The organism is Cyclobacteriaceae bacterium, assembly GCA_030584025.1.
Lineage (GTDB): Bacteria > Bacteroidota > Bacteroidia > Cytophagales > Cyclobacteriaceae > UBA2336.
Genome location: CP129487.1, coordinates 3961269 through 3977101, shown reverse-complemented (window position 1 = coordinate 3977101; position 15833 = coordinate 3961269). Strand labels below are relative to the sequence as shown.

Annotated in this window: 15 protein-coding genes; 3 read left to right on the top strand and 12 right to left on the bottom strand. The window is 43.9% G+C overall.

What is annotated here, in order from left to right; all coding sequences use genetic code 11:
* Positions 1 to 32 precede the first annotated feature (32 nt).
* From gldN to QY309_17990, 7 genes are all read right to left on the bottom strand, one after another.
* Complete coding sequence (gene gldN, locus QY309_18020) at positions 33 to 938, bottom strand: gliding motility protein GldN (protein WKZ59743.1); 906 nt, start codon at positions 936 to 938, stop codon at positions 33 to 35.
* Positions 939 to 955: 17 nt separating this feature from the next.
* On the bottom strand, positions 956 to 2545 hold the full coding sequence (gldM, locus tag QY309_18015) for a gliding motility protein GldM (protein WKZ59742.1): 1590 nt from the start codon (positions 2543 to 2545) through the stop codon (positions 956 to 958).
* A gap of 63 nt (positions 2546 to 2608) precedes the next feature.
* Positions 2609 to 3430: a gliding motility protein GldL gene (gene gldL / locus QY309_18010; GenBank protein WKZ59741.1), complete on the bottom strand. Its 822-nt coding sequence runs from the start codon at positions 3428 to 3430 to the stop codon at positions 2609 to 2611.
* A gap of 63 nt (positions 3431 to 3493) precedes the next feature.
* On the bottom strand, positions 3494 to 4582 hold the full coding sequence (locus tag QY309_18005) for an SUMF1/EgtB/PvdO family nonheme iron enzyme (protein ID WKZ59740.1): 1089 nt from the start codon (positions 4580 to 4582) through the stop codon (positions 3494 to 3496).
* Between the two features lie 119 nt (positions 4583 to 4701).
* Positions 4702 to 5664 (bottom strand): type IX secretion system membrane protein PorP/SprF, encoded by a 963-nt coding sequence (locus QY309_18000; protein WKZ59739.1) that lies wholly within the window; start codon positions 5662 to 5664, stop codon positions 4702 to 4704.
* A 113-nt stretch (positions 5665 to 5777) separates the two neighbouring features.
* Positions 5778 to 6554 carry a uroporphyrinogen-III synthase gene (locus QY309_17995; GenBank protein ID WKZ59738.1) on the bottom strand — a complete coding sequence of 259 codons (777 nt, stop codon included), beginning with the start codon at positions 6552 to 6554 and terminating at the stop codon, positions 5778 to 5780.
* 21 nt (positions 6555 to 6575) lie between these two features.
* Positions 6576 to 7676, bottom strand: coding sequence for a DUF4271 domain-containing protein (locus QY309_17990; protein ID WKZ59737.1), 1101 nt, complete (start codon positions 7674 to 7676; stop codon positions 6576 to 6578).
* Between the two features lie 82 nt (positions 7677 to 7758).
* On the opposite strand from QY309_17990, the gene hemW reads away from it, so the two are divergent.
* From hemW to QY309_17975, 3 genes are read left to right on the top strand one after another with little or no spacing between them, the layout of a single operon-like run.
* A complete protein-coding gene (gene hemW / locus QY309_17985; protein WKZ59736.1) occupies positions 7759 to 8892 on the top strand; it encodes a radical SAM family heme chaperone HemW in 1134 nt (377 codons plus the stop codon).
* On the top strand, positions 8889 to 9644 hold the full coding sequence (locus tag QY309_17980; GenBank protein WKZ59735.1) for a cyclase family protein: 756 nt from the start codon (positions 8889 to 8891) through the stop codon (positions 9642 to 9644). Before hemW ends, QY309_17980 begins: the two co-directional genes overlap by 4 nt.
* Positions 9645 to 9667: 23 nt before the next feature.
* Positions 9668 to 10036, top strand: coding sequence for a hypothetical protein (locus QY309_17975; protein WKZ59734.1), 369 nt, complete (start codon positions 9668 to 9670; stop codon positions 10034 to 10036).
* Between the two features lie 4 nt (positions 10037 to 10040).
* Here QY309_17975 and QY309_17970 read toward each other — a convergent pair whose 3' ends face one another.
* From QY309_17970 to uvrA, 5 genes are all read right to left on the bottom strand, one after another.
* The gene (locus tag QY309_17970) at positions 10041 to 10691 is read right to left on the bottom strand and encodes a caspase family protein (protein WKZ61723.1); all 651 of its coding nucleotides are present in this window, start codon (positions 10689 to 10691) and stop codon (positions 10041 to 10043) included.
* 109 nt (positions 10692 to 10800) lie between these two features.
* Positions 10801 to 11526, bottom strand: coding sequence for a response regulator (locus tag QY309_17965; GenBank protein WKZ59733.1), 726 nt, complete (start codon positions 11524 to 11526; stop codon positions 10801 to 10803).
* Between the two features lie 46 nt (positions 11527 to 11572).
* The gene (locus QY309_17960) at positions 11573 to 12622 is read right to left on the bottom strand and encodes a histidine kinase (protein ID WKZ59732.1); all 1050 of its coding nucleotides are present in this window, start codon (positions 12620 to 12622) and stop codon (positions 11573 to 11575) included.
* 67 nt (positions 12623 to 12689) lie between these two features.
* Complete coding sequence (locus QY309_17955; protein ID WKZ59731.1) at positions 12690 to 12938, bottom strand: hypothetical protein; 249 nt, start codon at positions 12936 to 12938, stop codon at positions 12690 to 12692.
* Between the two features lie 23 nt (positions 12939 to 12961).
* Positions 12962 to 15811 (bottom strand): excinuclease ABC subunit UvrA, encoded by a 2850-nt coding sequence (gene uvrA / locus QY309_17950; GenBank protein ID WKZ59730.1) that lies wholly within the window; start codon positions 15809 to 15811, stop codon positions 12962 to 12964.
* Positions 15812 to 15833 lie beyond the last annotated feature (22 nt).

Here is a 15833-nt window from a genome sequence, read left to right as displayed (position 1 = left end):
CAGGGTTTCATGTTATGTTTCTAAGAACTCGATTAGAACTCCCACAGGTTGTGTTCCTTCTCCATGAGCATCATTTCAGCCCACTCACGTGCCCATACGCTCTCATAATAAGGACGACCGTTGTTTCTGTAGGTATCTGCAATGGTTTCGTCATCCGGGTTTTCAATCTTGTATACCGATCCCTTGAAGAAGCGAAGCAAGAAAGCATCAGCAAAGTTTTTATTCTCTGCTGTGTTTTGTCTGTTAAACCAGTATGCCTTTTCAGGGTTGTTACGGAAAACCTTTTCGATATCCTTGTACTTAAACCAACCGAGTGATTTATAGGTTGAAGTATTGATATCGAAGGCCTGCATTTCAATGGCCTGAATATCGTAATACAAGCGTGAACGTCTCTTATCAAAGATAACATCTTCCATCAGATTCAGTACATTGACATCACGCGCCAAGTATGTCAATCCTTGACCTTGTGTTGTAACGAGCCACTCTTGGTTTGGAGATTGACTTGGGTTCGTACCCGTATCCTGGTTTATTTGAAGTTCATAGTTCTTTCCGTTAAAAGAAATAATATCACCTTGAAAATACGTGCTTGCCGGATCCCAAGCAGGGAATGTTTGACCTTGCTGAGATATGAGGTTAGCCAGAAATTCGTCCTTAGTGTACTTGCTGCTTTCGTTCAATGAATCATTTTTATAAACAGAGACGATTTCCCCACTCTTTACAGCATCCATTATCAACCTGGTAATCTCCCCGCCATTGGCAAAGAAACCTTTGTTTTGTTTCTCATTTAAGTCCAAGACTCTCCACACACGCAACTTGTACAGTTGCTCATAACGCGGTATCGGATTCAACGAGTTGGGATTGTACTGGACCTCTTCCGGTTGTGCTACAACCAGTAAAGGCGAAGTCAATACCAACAGGAGAAGAAAACGTTTTAACATACTAGTCATAAGTTCTTTTATTGAATAGGGATAGTCACAAGATCCTGACTAGAAACAGTAACCTGTTCCTGGCCACCACTATAGGTCATGCGAACAATGTTCTTTGGTTCAATGATAATCCGGTCGCCAGGTCTCATCAAAGCACGCCATGCACTTAGATCAATCAATTCACTGGTAAGGGTTAGTTCCTGGACACGTGCTGTTCCACGGGCAAGAATTACCGACATGTTGCGTATTCGGAAATTGGCGTCTTTAGGAACTTCACTCTTGAAGTTCTCATCGGCATCAGCGTTTACACGCAATCCAGCTAAAGAACCAGCTTTAAATCCATTCTTCAGATCAATTGGTCTGCCGTTGTTATCTTTAGCTATTACGCGTGGACGAGGCACTGGCTTCACATCAAATACTTCAGTACCAATAAAGGTACCCGCATTGTTTACTGAAACCTCCACTCTTCTTTGGTTAGGAACGATAATTACGTTTCCAACTTTAGGTCCTTTAGTAAGCTGTGCGCCCTTAGCAGAGAAGCTAGGGTTATAGCTTGTGCCCAGAGTAGGCACTTCAATGTTTACATCGTTACCACAACCCATGTATAGGCGAGGGGCTGTACCCGTTGTAACACGAATGGTTGGTTTTACAACTTCGTATTCAATGGTAGCGGGGTATTCCTCATCATTTAATTTGATAACCGCTTCGTAAGTCTTTTTGGCTCTGCCGTTTGCATCGTAGCTACCGCCAGATGCAGTAAATTTCACCTTACCCATTTTGATGCCTGTAACCGGATCTAATTCAACGGGAATAGGATTTCCATTAAATGTCATCTCAGGGCTCAGTGCAGAAGAAGAGGCGGAGATAAACATGTCAGCTTCATAGGTTGCACCAGCAGCAACTACAGATGCCTTTGGGCGTACCATAGGAATAATGTTTTCAAAAGCAACCCGTGCAGCACCCGCTTTCTCGGCCAGTTTACGCAATGCTACTGACTCGTATTCCAACACTTCGGTTTGAATCTGAGAAACGGAAGCAAGCGCAGCAATTACAGGTGTGTTTTCAAAGGTAAAAGTCAGGAAGTCTTTGCGAACGTGATCATCATCAGCTGCAAAAATTGGAATGTCTTTAGGCGCTTTTGCTAAGGTCTCAAAATTCTCGCCTGTTAACGCATTCAGTTCCTTTACATAATTATTTAAAGTTTCTTCAAACTCCTTTCCCCACTTCTGTTTCTTATCAATCATCATGGTAGCTACTTTGGAGCTGTGATCGTTGATGATCTTCTCATTCACGGTTTCGCTACCAGAGGTTTTAAGCATTTCTTGCTTCAGTCCATCAATCCATTGTGTGGTTGAAGCCGAAAGTTCGCGGACCTTTTGAGCCTTTTGAACTGCGTCTTTGATTTCAGCCTTTTCACTTTTTCCACCTTCCTTCAAAATAGAAGCCAATTGACTCTCATTGTTCTTCTTGGTATCCTCAATCAGTTGGCCAAGTGTCTCGTTAATAATGGCAAACTTCTCAAGCACAGCATTACTCACCTGAAGGGCCAGAAGTGCGGTTAGTACCAGGTACATCATACCGATCATCTTCTGCCGCGGGGTTTCTTTTTTACCTGCCATTTTTCTTTGGTTTTATGCGTACTAAAATTTCTTAAACCTATCTACAAACGTTGTCCTGATTTATTAATTGCCTCCACCTTTCATAGCAGTGAGCATGCTGCCATATACTTTGTTGAGAGCAGTCAGGTTATCTGATAGTTTTCCAAGTTCTGTAGTGAATTTCGTAGTGTTTTCACCCACTTTGGAAAGACCTGACATAGCACCAGTAAGGCTTTCGTAGAACTTGTTCATATTTTTCACGTGGCTATCCGCATCCTTCAACTCCATTTCGTAAACTGAGTTCAGAGCAGCCAGGTTTTTGGTTACTTTTTGTACCTGTGAGTGATACTCACCTGCATCTTTTGATGCATTGGCCATAGCACCAACTGCATCAATAGCAGTTTTGTATGACGTGTTCATATCAGCTAAAGCCTTAGAAGCTGTCTTCACGTTAGTAGCATATTCGTTGGTAGCTACTGCCGCATTGGAGAGGTTATTCATTTGCTTGGCCGAATCAGCCAGGTTAGTCAGGCCTTTGCCGAGGTTATCCAGCAGGTTTTGATCAACCTTTGCTGTCTTCAGCATCTCATCAATTTTCAAAATAGGCGAATCGGAAGAACCGCCAGCTTTACGCACAGTTGGTGCAGCAATGGTTCCTTCATAGTCTTCAGCCAATTCAGGGTATACTTTTGTCCAGTCTGTTTCTTTTGCGGGTGGTTCAAACGCACTTAAAAAGAAGATGGCTGCTTCTGTAAGCAGACCAACCATAAGCATTTCGTCTGCACCGGTAAAGTGTAGGATTTTAAAAAGTGCACCAACAATAACAACCGCAGCACCAATACCATAGACTTTGGGCATTATGGTTTTAAAGAGTAGTTCAGCAAATCCGCCTTTTTTCTTGCTCATTGTAGTATGGGTTTAAGTTTTGATGAGTCTGTTTTATTAAAAATAAGTTAGAGTTTTCAATTATTAAAATTCACGACCAGACGAACGGCCCAGGTGTGTTAATGCACAACGGAAACCAATATACGCACGGGTTGAATCTTTAAATTCATAGGTACGGGTACCTGTTTCCAGGTAATAGGCTACATCTTTCCAAGAGCCACCACGAACCACTTTTTTAGGAGCAATGCGCGCATTGTAGCGTGAATCTTCGGGGTTGGTACGTGGGTCGATGTATTGTGGGTTCAAATCCCAAACGGTAGGAACTGAGGCTGGGTTGAAATCATCCAAACACCACTCGGCTACGTTACCGGCCATATCATACAGGCCGTAGTCGTTCGGGAAGTAGGCCATTATTGGTGATGTGTATGCGAATCCATCGTCATAAAAGTTACCACGGCCAGGTTTAAAGTTAGCCAGCATACAACCTTTTGAGTTACGAATATACGGGTTACCCCAAGGGTACTTAGCCAAGTCACGGCCACCGCGGGCTGCATATTCCCACTCCGCTTCAGAAGGAAGGCGGAAGTTTGGCATGGGGAAGTCACCGATACTCTTGCGGTAATCATTCAGGTAGGCTGTACGCCAATCTGAAAAGAACACGGCTGCATCCCAACTAACACCCACTACCGGGTAATCGTCATAGGCTGGGTGCCAGAAATAATAATCTTGAATCGGATCACCCATGTGGTGCGCAAAATCTCTTACCCATGCGGTTGTATCCGGATAATAGTTGTCGCGGAAAGTTTGTGCATCAATGGTTTCAAAACCTTCGATGCTGCCGTTGTCTACTAAATAAAAGTTGGTGAACTGACGGTACTCATTATTCGTGATTTCGGTATCGTCCATAAAGAAAGAACCAATCGTTACCTGCTTGTTATAGTTGATTTGAGTTGAAGCAGGGTCTTCATCGGCCTGACCCATGTGGAAAGTTCCTGCCGGAACGGGCACCATACCGTATGGAATAGTCATTATAAAGCCTTCACGGCCTGGTACTCCAACCAATTCACCTTGGTCGCCCCCGCGGCCACCACCGCCAATACCCAATAGTCCACAGGCGCTGGCAGCGATCCCTGCAACGAGCAACAAAAGTTTAGAAGACACTGACTTGTTCATATTTCAATTACTGTTTTGCCAAATGTATAAAGACCCGAAAATAGCGCTTAAAGCTATAATTTTTAAAAAACGTCTACCAAATTCTACAAAATCCGCCTAAAACCAAAATAATTTACCGTCTAATGCCTGTATCGGGGGGTTCGAACGATCTTTTTAACGCCACCCGCAATTACCGGCAATTCATACGACAGCATGACCTCGTGCGAGAAGTTCTCCTTCGCTGCTCTATCCTTCACCACAAAGTCAATTGAGTACCCCAGCCGTAGCGACTTGTCCTTTAAGAATGCATAGCCTAAGAGGAGATTAGCCGCCTCGGATGATCTAAACGCCAAACCAGCCCACATCGTATTACGCAGGGTACCGATTACAGCAAGATCTACTGAAGTTTCGTTAAAATCTGTTTTTACCAAGACAGTCGGATTAATCTGGAGGTCGAAATTCACATCGTAGAAATATCCGGCTGTGATGTTCATATGGTTTTCAAGGGCATTGCGCGCTGACCTGCCGAAGCTAAATTCAGATTGCAGCAAGTGATTAAAACCAATGCCCGCGTAAAGTTTCTCGTTACGGAACATAACGCCAACGCCAAGGTCGGGCTTGATCTGTGAATCCTTGCCTACCTGGTCTTGCAACCACGGATCATCAGGATCGATGGCCCGGTACTTATCAAAATCAATGGTTTGAGAATACATCCCCAACTTAATACCAAAGCTTAGTTTGTTACTCTCCTTTATACCCAGGTGGTAAGCATACATGGCTTGTGCCTCCAGGTTATTCTGAGGGCCAAGTCTGTCGTTGAGCACATAAACACCGAAGCCGCTCTTTAACTTATGGATGGGTGTTGAAAATGTAAGAATCTGACTGGTGGGTGCCATGCCATCATTAAATGTTGACTGATATCCCAGCCACTGGCTGCGGTGAATAACGGTAGCACGGGTTATGCCATCTTCACCAGCCGCTGCGGGCGTCAGGTAAAGCGGGTTGAACATGTACTGCGTAAACTGTGCGTCCTGTTGGGCAAATACAGTAGAGCTACTCGCAAGCAGAAGGCAAAAAATTATATATAAACCTTTCCTGAGCATCAAAGAATAAACATGCAAGGTTAAAGTAAATGCTTTTTTACGATACTGTCAACGTGCATGTAATTAAAGTGTAATAAAAATCAACGAAATGTAAATTCCAATAAATGAATCAGTTATTTAGCTCCGTTGGCCTTCTTAATATAGAGTTCAATTGCCCCGGTCATGGAGGGCGCGTTGGGTAGCGGGGCCTCAATATCCAAAATCAACCCGGCATCGCGAACCGCCTTGGCCGTTGTAGGTCCAAACGCTGCAATACGGGTATTATTTTGGATAAAATCCGGGAAGTTTACATATAAAGAGTTAATACCAGAAGGGCTGAAGAAGGCCAGGATATCGTAATACACTTCCTTCAGATCGGAAAGGTCACTGGCCACGGTGTTATAGATGATCGCTTCTGTAAAGGTGAACCCATTCTCGCTTAAAAAATCCGGGATATCACTTTTGCGGATGTCGGAGCATGGAAACAGGTACTTTTCGTTTTTGTGCTTCTTTAATATCTCCAGTAAATCCTGTGTGGTTTTAAGGCCGGTGAAAATCTTACGCTTGCGAATCACGATGTACTTCTGCAGGTAGTTGGATGTCTGCTCCGAGATGCAGAAATATTTCATATCGGCCGGCATTTCTACTTTAAGCTCGGCACAGATCTGAAAAAAATGATCAACGGCATTGCGGCTGGTAAAAATTATGGCGGTGTGATCCAGAATATCAATTTTCTGTTTCCTGAATTCTTTGGCGGGCACCGGATCAACCTGAATAAACGGACGAAAATCTATCTTCAGATTATATTTTTCTGCCAGTTTAAAATAAGGAGAATTAGAATCGGTGGGTGCCTCTTGCGTTACGAGAATGCTCTTCACTTTACGCATCCTGTCGTTCACTTTTTCACTCATATCAACTTGTACTGGATTCACCTACTCGTAAAGTACTTTTATCGTTACCAGAAAAGGTATTACTTCCGTGGCACAAAGGTAGGAAAATAAATGAAACACCGAGAAGTTTACGCGCCTAAGCAATTTCAAAAAAATGAGTATACTCCAGCCGATCAAAAACCAAAGTAATGCAGCATAAAAAACTGCTGTCCAGCTTGCACTTGCTCCCCGAATCAGGTATCCGCCCGCCACAAAAATTACAACTAAGAATCCGATCAGGAGCGTAACCCGAACGAAGGCAATAAAGTGAAAGCCTGACTGATCGCGAATATCAAACAACACAGCAAAAAATCTGATAACAAGTGCTTTGACGAATAGTGCTGTCAGTACAAATGTGGTCGTGTACAACCATCGCAACATCATCATACCAAAGTTTTCTTCTTTCAGCAACCGCAAGAGTGTGTAGGGGTCTTCCATTTGATGCGCAGTAACCATTAATCCATATGCAATCAGCATGGAGGCAAATAGATAAAATAAAATATTGGCACTACTCGCTACCCGAGTGAATTGCCCTTCATCACTTTCACGCATGGCAAAAAGTCTGGAAACAGAAAAGTAATAGAATGTTAACCTGGGGTTAAGCCGCAAGATCAACACAAAAAATGCCAGCAGCACCACACCGGCCACTACAATAAAGTTTTTAACATGCGTTTTTGCGCGCACCAGCGGAGCAATATTAGTTGCAGCCTCGGCACCTAAGCTTGTTTGCACGTGGGTAGTTAAGTTTTGGGATGAAATTCCTTGATCAGCATGCACTGCGAGCCAAATCGGACCAGGATTAGTTTTGTTTAAACTATCAACTGCAAGATTCAAAGATGTTGCTTTGTCAATCCATAACTTTCCCTGGATAAATAAACTGAATGTATTGATGGATGCTATGTTTAACGTGTCTCCTTTAAAATGATCCGGTTCAAACCGAATATAAATTGTGTGCACACCTTCATCACCAGCCGTAAATGGTCTGTATGCATTATCGTCAAACACCTGCCACTCAGACTGCAGATTTTTTTTTACAAACCGATGCTGGGCCTCAAGCCCAGTGGTTATGCCAACCACTATCAACAAAAGGAAAAAGCGACTCATGGATCGTCAAAAATATCAGAAACGATCCGCATTGCGAAACCCATTCGGCAAGCCGATGCATAACCATTAGCTTTGCACTGTAATGGCAGGCATTTACATACATATCCCCTTCTGTAAGCAGGCTTGCTACTACTGCGATTTCCATTTCTCAACCAACCAAACGCTGCGTGCCGAAATGGTCATGGCTATTGCCAGAGAAATCGGCATTCAAAAAGACTACCTTGGTCACGAACTCGTTAACACGATTTACTTTGGAGGAGGAACTCCATCTGTATTATCACCTGACGAAATTCACAGGTTGCTGCAAACCATTAATGAACTTCACCCCGTTGCACCTGATGCGGAGATTACCCTGGAGGCAAATCCGGATGATCTTCATGGGGATTATCTTCGGGCCATACGTCAAGCCGGAGTAAACCGGTTAAGTATTGGCATACAAACCTTCCACGATGATTTGTTGCGGTACATGAACCGCGCGCACGACCGCACTATTGCATTAAAAACGTTTGAGGCCGCCCGTCATGCAGGTTTTGCAAACATCAGCCTGGACTTGATTTACAGCATACCCGGCCAGGATGATAACCGTTGGAAAGCTGATATTGAGCAAGCCCTGCTGCTTGAGCCTCAACACATCAGTTGCTATTCTCTTACTATCGAACCTCAAACCGTTTTTGGAAAGTGGGCAACAACTGGCAAATTAAGAACAATACCTGATGATCTGGCCGCCAACCAGTTTGAAATACTTATGGACCGGTTGCAGCTGGCAGGTTACGAACATTATGAAATTTCGAATTTCGCTTTGCCAGGATTTTATTCGCGCCACAACAGCAGTTATTGGAGGCAAGAGAATTACCTGGGTGTAGGGCCGAGTGCACATTCTTTCAACCAGGTGTCGCGCCAATTTAATGTCCGCAACAATCATCACTATTTAAAAGGCATTACACAGGGAACTATTCCCGCTGAAAAGGAAATCCTCACTATCGAAAATAAAATCAATGAATTTATTCTTACCACACTGCGCACACAATGGGGCACTGATTTAACGACATTGAAACACAAATACGGGTATGATCTTGCTGAGCAAAATAGTGCGTATCTTCAGGAACTCATGCAACAAAAATTAATTGTAGTAGAGAATGAAGTAATTACATTAACCCGCAGTGGAAAACTTTTAGCCGATAAGATTGCATCAGACCTTTTTATAGTAAGTTCATGACTATTCAACTCGCCTTCAACAAAAAAAACTATTCAGCTAACCTAAATGAGCCGTTGGATATTTCTATTCCACTTCGGGAAGGAAACAATAATCCTTCTTGCTATTGGGCTGAAGCGGTGAAGTTTGAAACAATCGAATCTGGTGATTTTATCGGAAGCGTGGCGAAAGGTGGCTCGGTCAATTACCAAAAACTAACCATTACCCCGCACGGAAACGGAACGCATACGGAATGTTATGGACACATCACGGCTAATCGTGCAGTAATTAATGAAACCCTGAAGCAGCATCATTTTTTTTCTGAACTGATTACTGTCGAGCCCGTTAAACTTAATGATGGTGATCAGGTCATCACACGTGAAGCGCTTCAACAAAAAATCAAGCATAAAACAGCAGGGCTGATTGTACGCACCCTTCCCAATACATCCGAGAAAAAATTAAGGCAATACTCTGGCACAAATCCCCCCTATCTGCAGGCCGATGCAGTGTCGTTTTTAGTTGACCGGGGCATTGAACACCTGGTGCTTGATTTACCCAGCGTGGATAAAGAAGTGGATGGGGGAAAACTGGCAGGTCACCGGGCATTTTGGAAGTTTCCCGAACAGGTGCGAACAGGTTGCAGCATAACTGAACTTGCCTTTATTGAAAATACAATACCTGACGGGCTTTACCTGATGAACCTGCAAGTAATAAACCTGGAAATGGATGCGAGTCCATCGCGCCCCATGCTGTATAAGCTCACAGAAGTTTTGTAATTTTCCGGCTGTATCCCTCTTGCATGAAGACCCCCGAAGAAAAACGCGTGTATATGTTGCTCAAGTCAGTGATATTCCACTATCACGGGCTGGACGAGGAGGAAAAGCAAGACCTTGACAAAACGGCCCGCGAACTGGATGCACTGGAAGAATATAAATGGGCACAAGAATTCATTGCACAAGACTACCTGACTTCGTTTGAACGTGCCCGCGATTTTCTGAACGACATCATTGCCGATTATCCGAAAGACAAACGCACAGAATTAATCAACATGGTATGGCAGGCCAATAACCTGAAAGGCTATGTTACCGAAATGGAGGCCACCGCCATGCTTAAACTTGCCAAAGACTGGAATGTGCAGAAGGAGCTGATTGATCTTGTGCTCCGTTAAGACTTTATTTCAGATAAAAAACCCCCTTTAAACGCGCCTCTTCCCAAGGCCGCTGCTTACCTCCCGAAAGTTGTTCAACGCTGTTTCGTGTATTCATGAAGATATCTTCAATCCGTTGCGAAATATTCAATTGCTTAACCAACTCTCCGGTATAAAGTCCATTAGCTCCATCACCATCTGACGCTACTGATCCTGGATCTGTTGCATAAGCAATAAGGGTTCCGCTAGGCGCACTTACCCGAGCCAATCCTGCTCCTCCACGTTTCCCCGTTGGGAATGGATTATTCCGACAGGCATCAAGAATGATCATGTTTAATCCCTCATCGTTGGCAAACTCCATTGTATTTAAAATTCCAGTCAGTGGAATACATTTCTGCTTTACATCCAAGTGTGATTGAACATCCGCATCAACCGGAATAAGGTAATTCACACCATCAACTTCAATTCCATGACCTGCATAGAAAAACATCGAAACATCAACATCCTGAATTCGATCACCAAAAGCATAGACAGCATTTTTCATTTCCTCATATGTTCCGTTCTCAACCGTCATCACCTCAAAGCCAAGTCTTTTCAATGTGGCCGTCATCGCTTGTGCATCATTAAGTGTGTTTCTAAGTTTCCCTTCCGATTTATAATCTCCGTTACCAACTATTTTTTGTGACCAAGTCCAATAAAATAATTTTCAGAAAAAATACGGGAGCAATCTCAGATCAGAATATTGAGATGCTATTGGTTGATGACATTTGTGTTTTATTTCAAACTTACAAACTCATCATATCCTTAAACTTAGCGGCTTGTCTGCGGCTTACTTCAACCTTATCTCCGCCTTTTAATTTCACCATCAACCCACCATTAAACCAGGGTTCAATGCCTTCCACCCAGCTTAAGTTAATGATGTGCTTGCGGCTGGCGCGAAAGAACGCGCGCTCATCCAGTTTTTCGTCCAATGCATTTAATGATTTATGAATCATCGGACGATTGGTATCGAAATACACCTTTATATAATTACCATCCGACTCGAACAGGCGTATGTTTGAAAGGCTTACAAACCAACACCGTTCTCCATCCTTTACAAACACCTGATCGTTCAAGCCTAACTTCTTATCTCCTTCCCCACGGGCCACATTGACTTTGTTTCGCTCACGCTCCATAATTTTGGAAACGGTTTCGGAAAGTCGCTCAGCCTGTATGGGCTTTAACAAATAATCCAACGCACTCACCTCAAAAGCTTTCAATGCAAATTCATCGTATGCCGTAGTGAACACCACCATGGGAACTGAGTCCAACTCTTCGAGTAATTGAAAGCCTGTTTTGCCCGGCATCTGAATATCCAGAAAAAGTAAATCAGGATTAAGTTCGTTTACCATGGTAATGGCTTCATCCGCGTTGGCAGCTTCACCCACCACCTCAATAGAAGGGTGATCTTCCAATAATTTCATCAATTCTTTTCGCGCCAGGCGCTCATCGTCCACAATAAGGGCTTTCATAGGTTTATGTTAAACGTTACGCGGGTCTTTACCATGCTCTTTACGGCTACGTAGTTACTAAGGTTTGCGGAATAACTATCTCCGTAAGTACAAAATTATTATTTTCATTGACCATTCTAAATGATGCCTGGTCGCCATATAGAAGCTTCAGGCGTTGTATGGTATTGGCAATGCCAATTCCCTTGTTTTTCCTAACTCCATTTAGCAGTTGTCCGCTGTTGCGGATTTGAATTTTCAACCGATTATTCTCCACCGTGGTCTTTACATGAATTACCCCACCGGCTGTAAGTTTGGAAATTCCATGCTTCACTCCGTTCTCTACCAGTGTTTGAATCATTAGTGGTGGTACCCGGAAATTGGCTGATTGCGGATGAATGTTAAAATCTGTTTTCAACCTTTCCTCAAACCGCACACTCTCCAGACTCAGGTAATCTTTCACAATTTTGAGTTCATCTTCAAACTTGGTGAGTCCCTTTTTTTCAAAGGTTAGTGAGTTCCGTAAGATATTGGAAAGCTGGTTGATGGCTTGCTTTGATTTCTGCGGATTCTCATCCACTAATGCACGAATACTATTCAACGCATTGAAAATAAAATGCGGATTAAGTTGTGATTTGAGGTTGTTCAACTCAATGGATGTCATGTACGCTTCGTACTTCAAGGATTTATTGTATTGCTCAATAAAATGATACGTGAAATAAAACGTGGCCCACAAAAAGAAGAACAACATGTAAATGGCCGAGAGTCCGGCAATCTGATCGGGTGAAAAGGCGGTTTCAATTACGGTGGCTCTTCCGGTTATCAAACTTATCGGTATACGAAAAACATATACCATTAACCCCATCAATCCGGAAGCCAGCAACACCCTTGGAATTAATTTCGGCACGCGCAGGCGAAGCCAGTTTCTCCGTTTTACATACAGACGGAACACGTGTGTGGCCAGAAAAAACAACGCAGCCTCTGAAATAAAAAAAGCCGTTCGATTAAAACTGATGACCTGACCAGAAGCCAGTATGCTAAACACAATCTGAATGCCAGCATACGCACCCCATACGCTTAGTTGCAGGATCCAGTAAAGTCGTTTTTTATTGTCGACCATGGCGGTTAGCATAGTCAAAAGTAAAGCCTGCGCTATACCCTTGACAGGTTTTTTATATCAGTGGATTTTAGAAAAATTTATACCGTAATAAGTAGAAAAATAAGATTCCGGAGGCGATAATCAGACCCCAGGTTATCATAACCAACGCTTTTTTATAGGCAAACAGCCGCGGCTCGTTGACCAATGCATTCACAATAAAAGCCGATCCGGCACAGAGGTAAAGTGAAAACTCCAACATATCGTTCAGGTAAAACTGGTACCCGCCAACAGCCAGAAAAATTGATCCGAATAAATATTGTCGTGTTTGTGCGTTCATGTGCAGCGATAACGTGTGTAAAGTTAATTTAATTCAGCCTTTAAAAATTTACCGGTATAGCTGGCCGGATTTTTTGATACCGTCTCGGGTGTGCCCATCGCCACAATTCTTCCCCCTTGATCGCCTCCTTCCGGCCCCAGATCAACCACATAATCGGCTGCTTTAATGATATCCAGGTTGTGCTCAATAACCAGAACGGTGTTGCCTTTATCAACCAGCTTTTGCAGTACGTCCAGCAAGTGCGCAATATCCTGAAAGTGTAAGCCGGTGGTTGGCTCATCCAGAATGTAAAATGTTTTTCCGGTATCGCGTTTTGAAAGTTCGGTGGCTAGTTTCACCCGTTGTGCTTCACCTCCGGATAACGTGGTGGCATGCTGACCAAGTGAAATATAACCCAGCCCAACATCATGCAGGGTTTTGATCTTGCGTAAAATCTTCGGTTGGTTTTCAAAAAATGTAACCGCTTCTTCCACGGTCATGTCCAGCACATCCGAAATGGATTTTCCTTTAAAGCGAACTTCCAAGGTTTCGCGGTTGTAGCGCTTGCCCTTACAGGTTTCACAATGCACATACACATCGGGCAAAAACTCCATTTCAATCAGGCGCAGGCCGGCACCTTCACAGGTTTCACATCTTCCGCCTTTTACATTGAATGAAAATCGCCCCGGTTTATACCCACGGATTTTTGCTTCCGGCAATTGGGCAAACAAATCGCGAATGTCAGTAAACACACCGGTGTAGGTGGCCGGGTTGGATCGTGGCGTTCTTCCAATAGGCGATTGATCCACCTCAATCACCTTGTCGATGTGCTCAAGGCCCTCTACTTTTTTAAAGGGCAAGGGCTCTCTTCGAGAATTGAAGAAATGCTGATTCAAAATCGGGTAAAGCGTATCGTGAATCAAAGTCGATTTTCCGCTACCCGAAACGCCTGTAATACACGTAAACGTTCCCAACGGAATACTCAGGTCGACCGTTTTCAGATTATTGCCGCTAGCTCCTTTTAAGGATAAATTATCTCCTGATCCCGTGCGCCTTTCTTTATTATAGGGAATAGCGACCGTGCCCTTTAAATAGGCTGATGTTGTACTCTTCGATTTCAAAAATGTAGCAGGATCACCTTGCGCCACCACCTGCCCGCCATGCCGCCCGGCCCCAGGCCCGATATCAATGATGTAATCGGATTCGAGCATCATGTCCTTATCGTGCTCCACTACAATTACCGAGTTGCCCAGGTTGCGTAAATCTTTTAATGCTTTGATCAGTTTCACATTGTCGCGTGCGTGCAGGCCAATGCTTGGTTCATCCAAAATATACAGCACGCCTACCAACTGTGTACCGATTTGCGTGGCCAACCGAATGCGTTGCGCTTCACCTCCACTAAGTGTTCGAAGGGGTCGGTTTAAATGCAGGTAGTCCAACCCAACATCCAACAAAAAGCCAATGCGCTTACGAATTTCTTTCAATACCTCCGTGGCAATGATTCGCTGCTTTTCATTGAGTCGTTTTTCCAGTCCGGCAAACCACTTGTTCAAATGGTCGATATCCAACTCAGCCAGTTCGGCAATATTTTTATCGGCTATTTTAAAATGAAGCGATTCCTTCTTTAAGCGTGTGCCGTTACATTCAGCACAGGTTTTTACTACAGTAAAATCTTCCACCCAACGTTTAATCGCCTCCGAGCCTTCATCGCGTTGCTTTTGCAAAAAATTTACAATGCCTTCAAAGCGCGTGTTCCACTCTGTTCCCGGATATTTCACAGATGGTACCGCTACGGGTACATCATCACCATACAACAACACCTGCAGCACATCTTTTGGAATATCCTTTATGGGTGTACTCAGCGTAAGCCTATACCGCTTCAGTATGGCTTCTACTTTTTTAAATATCCAGATGTCGCGGTATTCACCCAATGGTAAAATTCCTCCCCGGCTGATGCTCAATTTTTTATCTGGTATAACCGATTCTTCTGTGATCTCTTCCACCTGTCCCAAGCCGTTGCAAACCGGGCATGCGCCATAGGGTGAGTTAAATGAAAACGTATTGGGGGCAGGCTCATCATACGAAAGACCGGTAACCGGATCCATCAAAAATTTCGAGAAGTGATGCACCTTCTGCTTCTCATCCAACACCATCATTACACCCTTCCCTTCTTTAAGCGATCGGTTAATAGACTGCCCGATACGAACACGATCTTTATCATCGGCAACAATGCGGTCGATCACAATTTCAATGTCGTGAATCTTATACCGATCTACCTGCATCTTCGCGGTGATGTCCTGAACTTCACCATCCACACGTACTTTGGTAAATCCTTGTTTCCGGATTTGCTGAAACAGTTCGCGGTAATGCCCCTTACGCCCTTTCACTACCGGTGCCAGCAAAATCAATTTGTTTGCTTTAAATTTTTGCAGGATGGTGTCCAGAATCTGATCTTCTGATTGGCGAATCATTTTCTCTCCGCTCAAATACGAGTAAGCTTCTCCTGCACGCGCAAACAACAGGCGCATGAAGTCGTATATCTCCGTAACCGTACCAACTGTTGACCGCGGGTTACGCGAAGTAGTTTTTTGTTCAATGGAGATTACCGGGCTCAGGCCGTTTATCTTGTCTACATCGGGTCGCTCCAGGTTGCCCAGGAAGCTACGGGCGTAAGCCGAAAAACTTTCCATGTACCTGCGCTGCCCTTCGGCATAAATCGTATCAAAAGCCAATGATGATTTTCCGCTTCCGCTGATTCCGGTAATTACCACCAGTTTGTTACGGGGAAATGAGAGGGTAACATTTTTCAGGTTGTGCTCACGCGCCCCAACAATTTCAATGAAGTCGTACCCGGTGGAATCCTGAATGTTTTTTTGCGCTGTAGCCCTGGCCATGAATCAGTCGAAGAAGGATACA

Excerpts from the sequence above, each read along its gene's own strand:
- hemW (WKZ59736.1), top strand. The coding sequence starts at position 7,759 with ATGGCAGGCATTTACATACATATCCCCTTCTGTAAGCAGGCTTGCTAC.
- gldN (WKZ59743.1), bottom strand. The coding sequence starts at position 938 with ATGTTAAAACGTTTTCTTCTCCTGTTGGTATTGACTTCGCCTTTACTG.
- QY309_17965 (WKZ59733.1), bottom strand. The coding sequence starts at position 11,526 with ATGAAAGCCCTTATTGTGGACGATGAGCGCCTGGCGCGAAAAGAATTG.
- QY309_18005 (WKZ59740.1), bottom strand. The coding sequence starts at position 4,582 with ATGAACAAGTCAGTGTCTTCTAAACTTTTGTTGCTCGTTGCAGGGATC.
- gldL (WKZ59741.1), bottom strand. The coding sequence starts at position 3,430 with ATGAGCAAGAAAAAAGGCGGATTTGCTGAACTACTCTTTAAAACCATA.
- gldM (WKZ59742.1), bottom strand. The coding sequence starts at position 2,545 with ATGGCAGGTAAAAAAGAAACCCCGCGGCAGAAGATGATCGGTATGATG.
- QY309_18000 (WKZ59739.1), bottom strand. The coding sequence starts at position 5,664 with ATGCTCAGGAAAGGTTTATATATAATTTTTTGCCTTCTGCTTGCGAGT.
- QY309_17995 (WKZ59738.1), bottom strand. The coding sequence starts at position 6,554 with ATGAGTGAAAAAGTGAACGACAGGATGCGTAAAGTGAAGAGCATTCTC.
- QY309_17975 (WKZ59734.1), top strand. The coding sequence starts at position 9,668 with ATGAAGACCCCCGAAGAAAAACGCGTGTATATGTTGCTCAAGTCAGTG.
- QY309_17955 (WKZ59731.1), bottom strand. The coding sequence starts at position 12,938 with ATGAACGCACAAACACGACAATATTTATTCGGATCAATTTTTCTGGCT.
- QY309_17980 (WKZ59735.1), top strand. The coding sequence starts at position 8,889 with ATGACTATTCAACTCGCCTTCAACAAAAAAAACTATTCAGCTAACCTA.
- QY309_17990 (WKZ59737.1), bottom strand. The coding sequence starts at position 7,676 with ATGAGTCGCTTTTTCCTTTTGTTGATAGTGGTTGGCATAACCACTGGG.
- uvrA (WKZ59730.1), bottom strand. The coding sequence starts at position 15,811 with ATGGCCAGGGCTACAGCGCAAAAAAACATTCAGGATTCCACCGGGTAC.
- QY309_17960 (WKZ59732.1), bottom strand. The coding sequence starts at position 12,622 with ATGGTCGACAATAAAAAACGACTTTACTGGATCCTGCAACTAAGCGTA.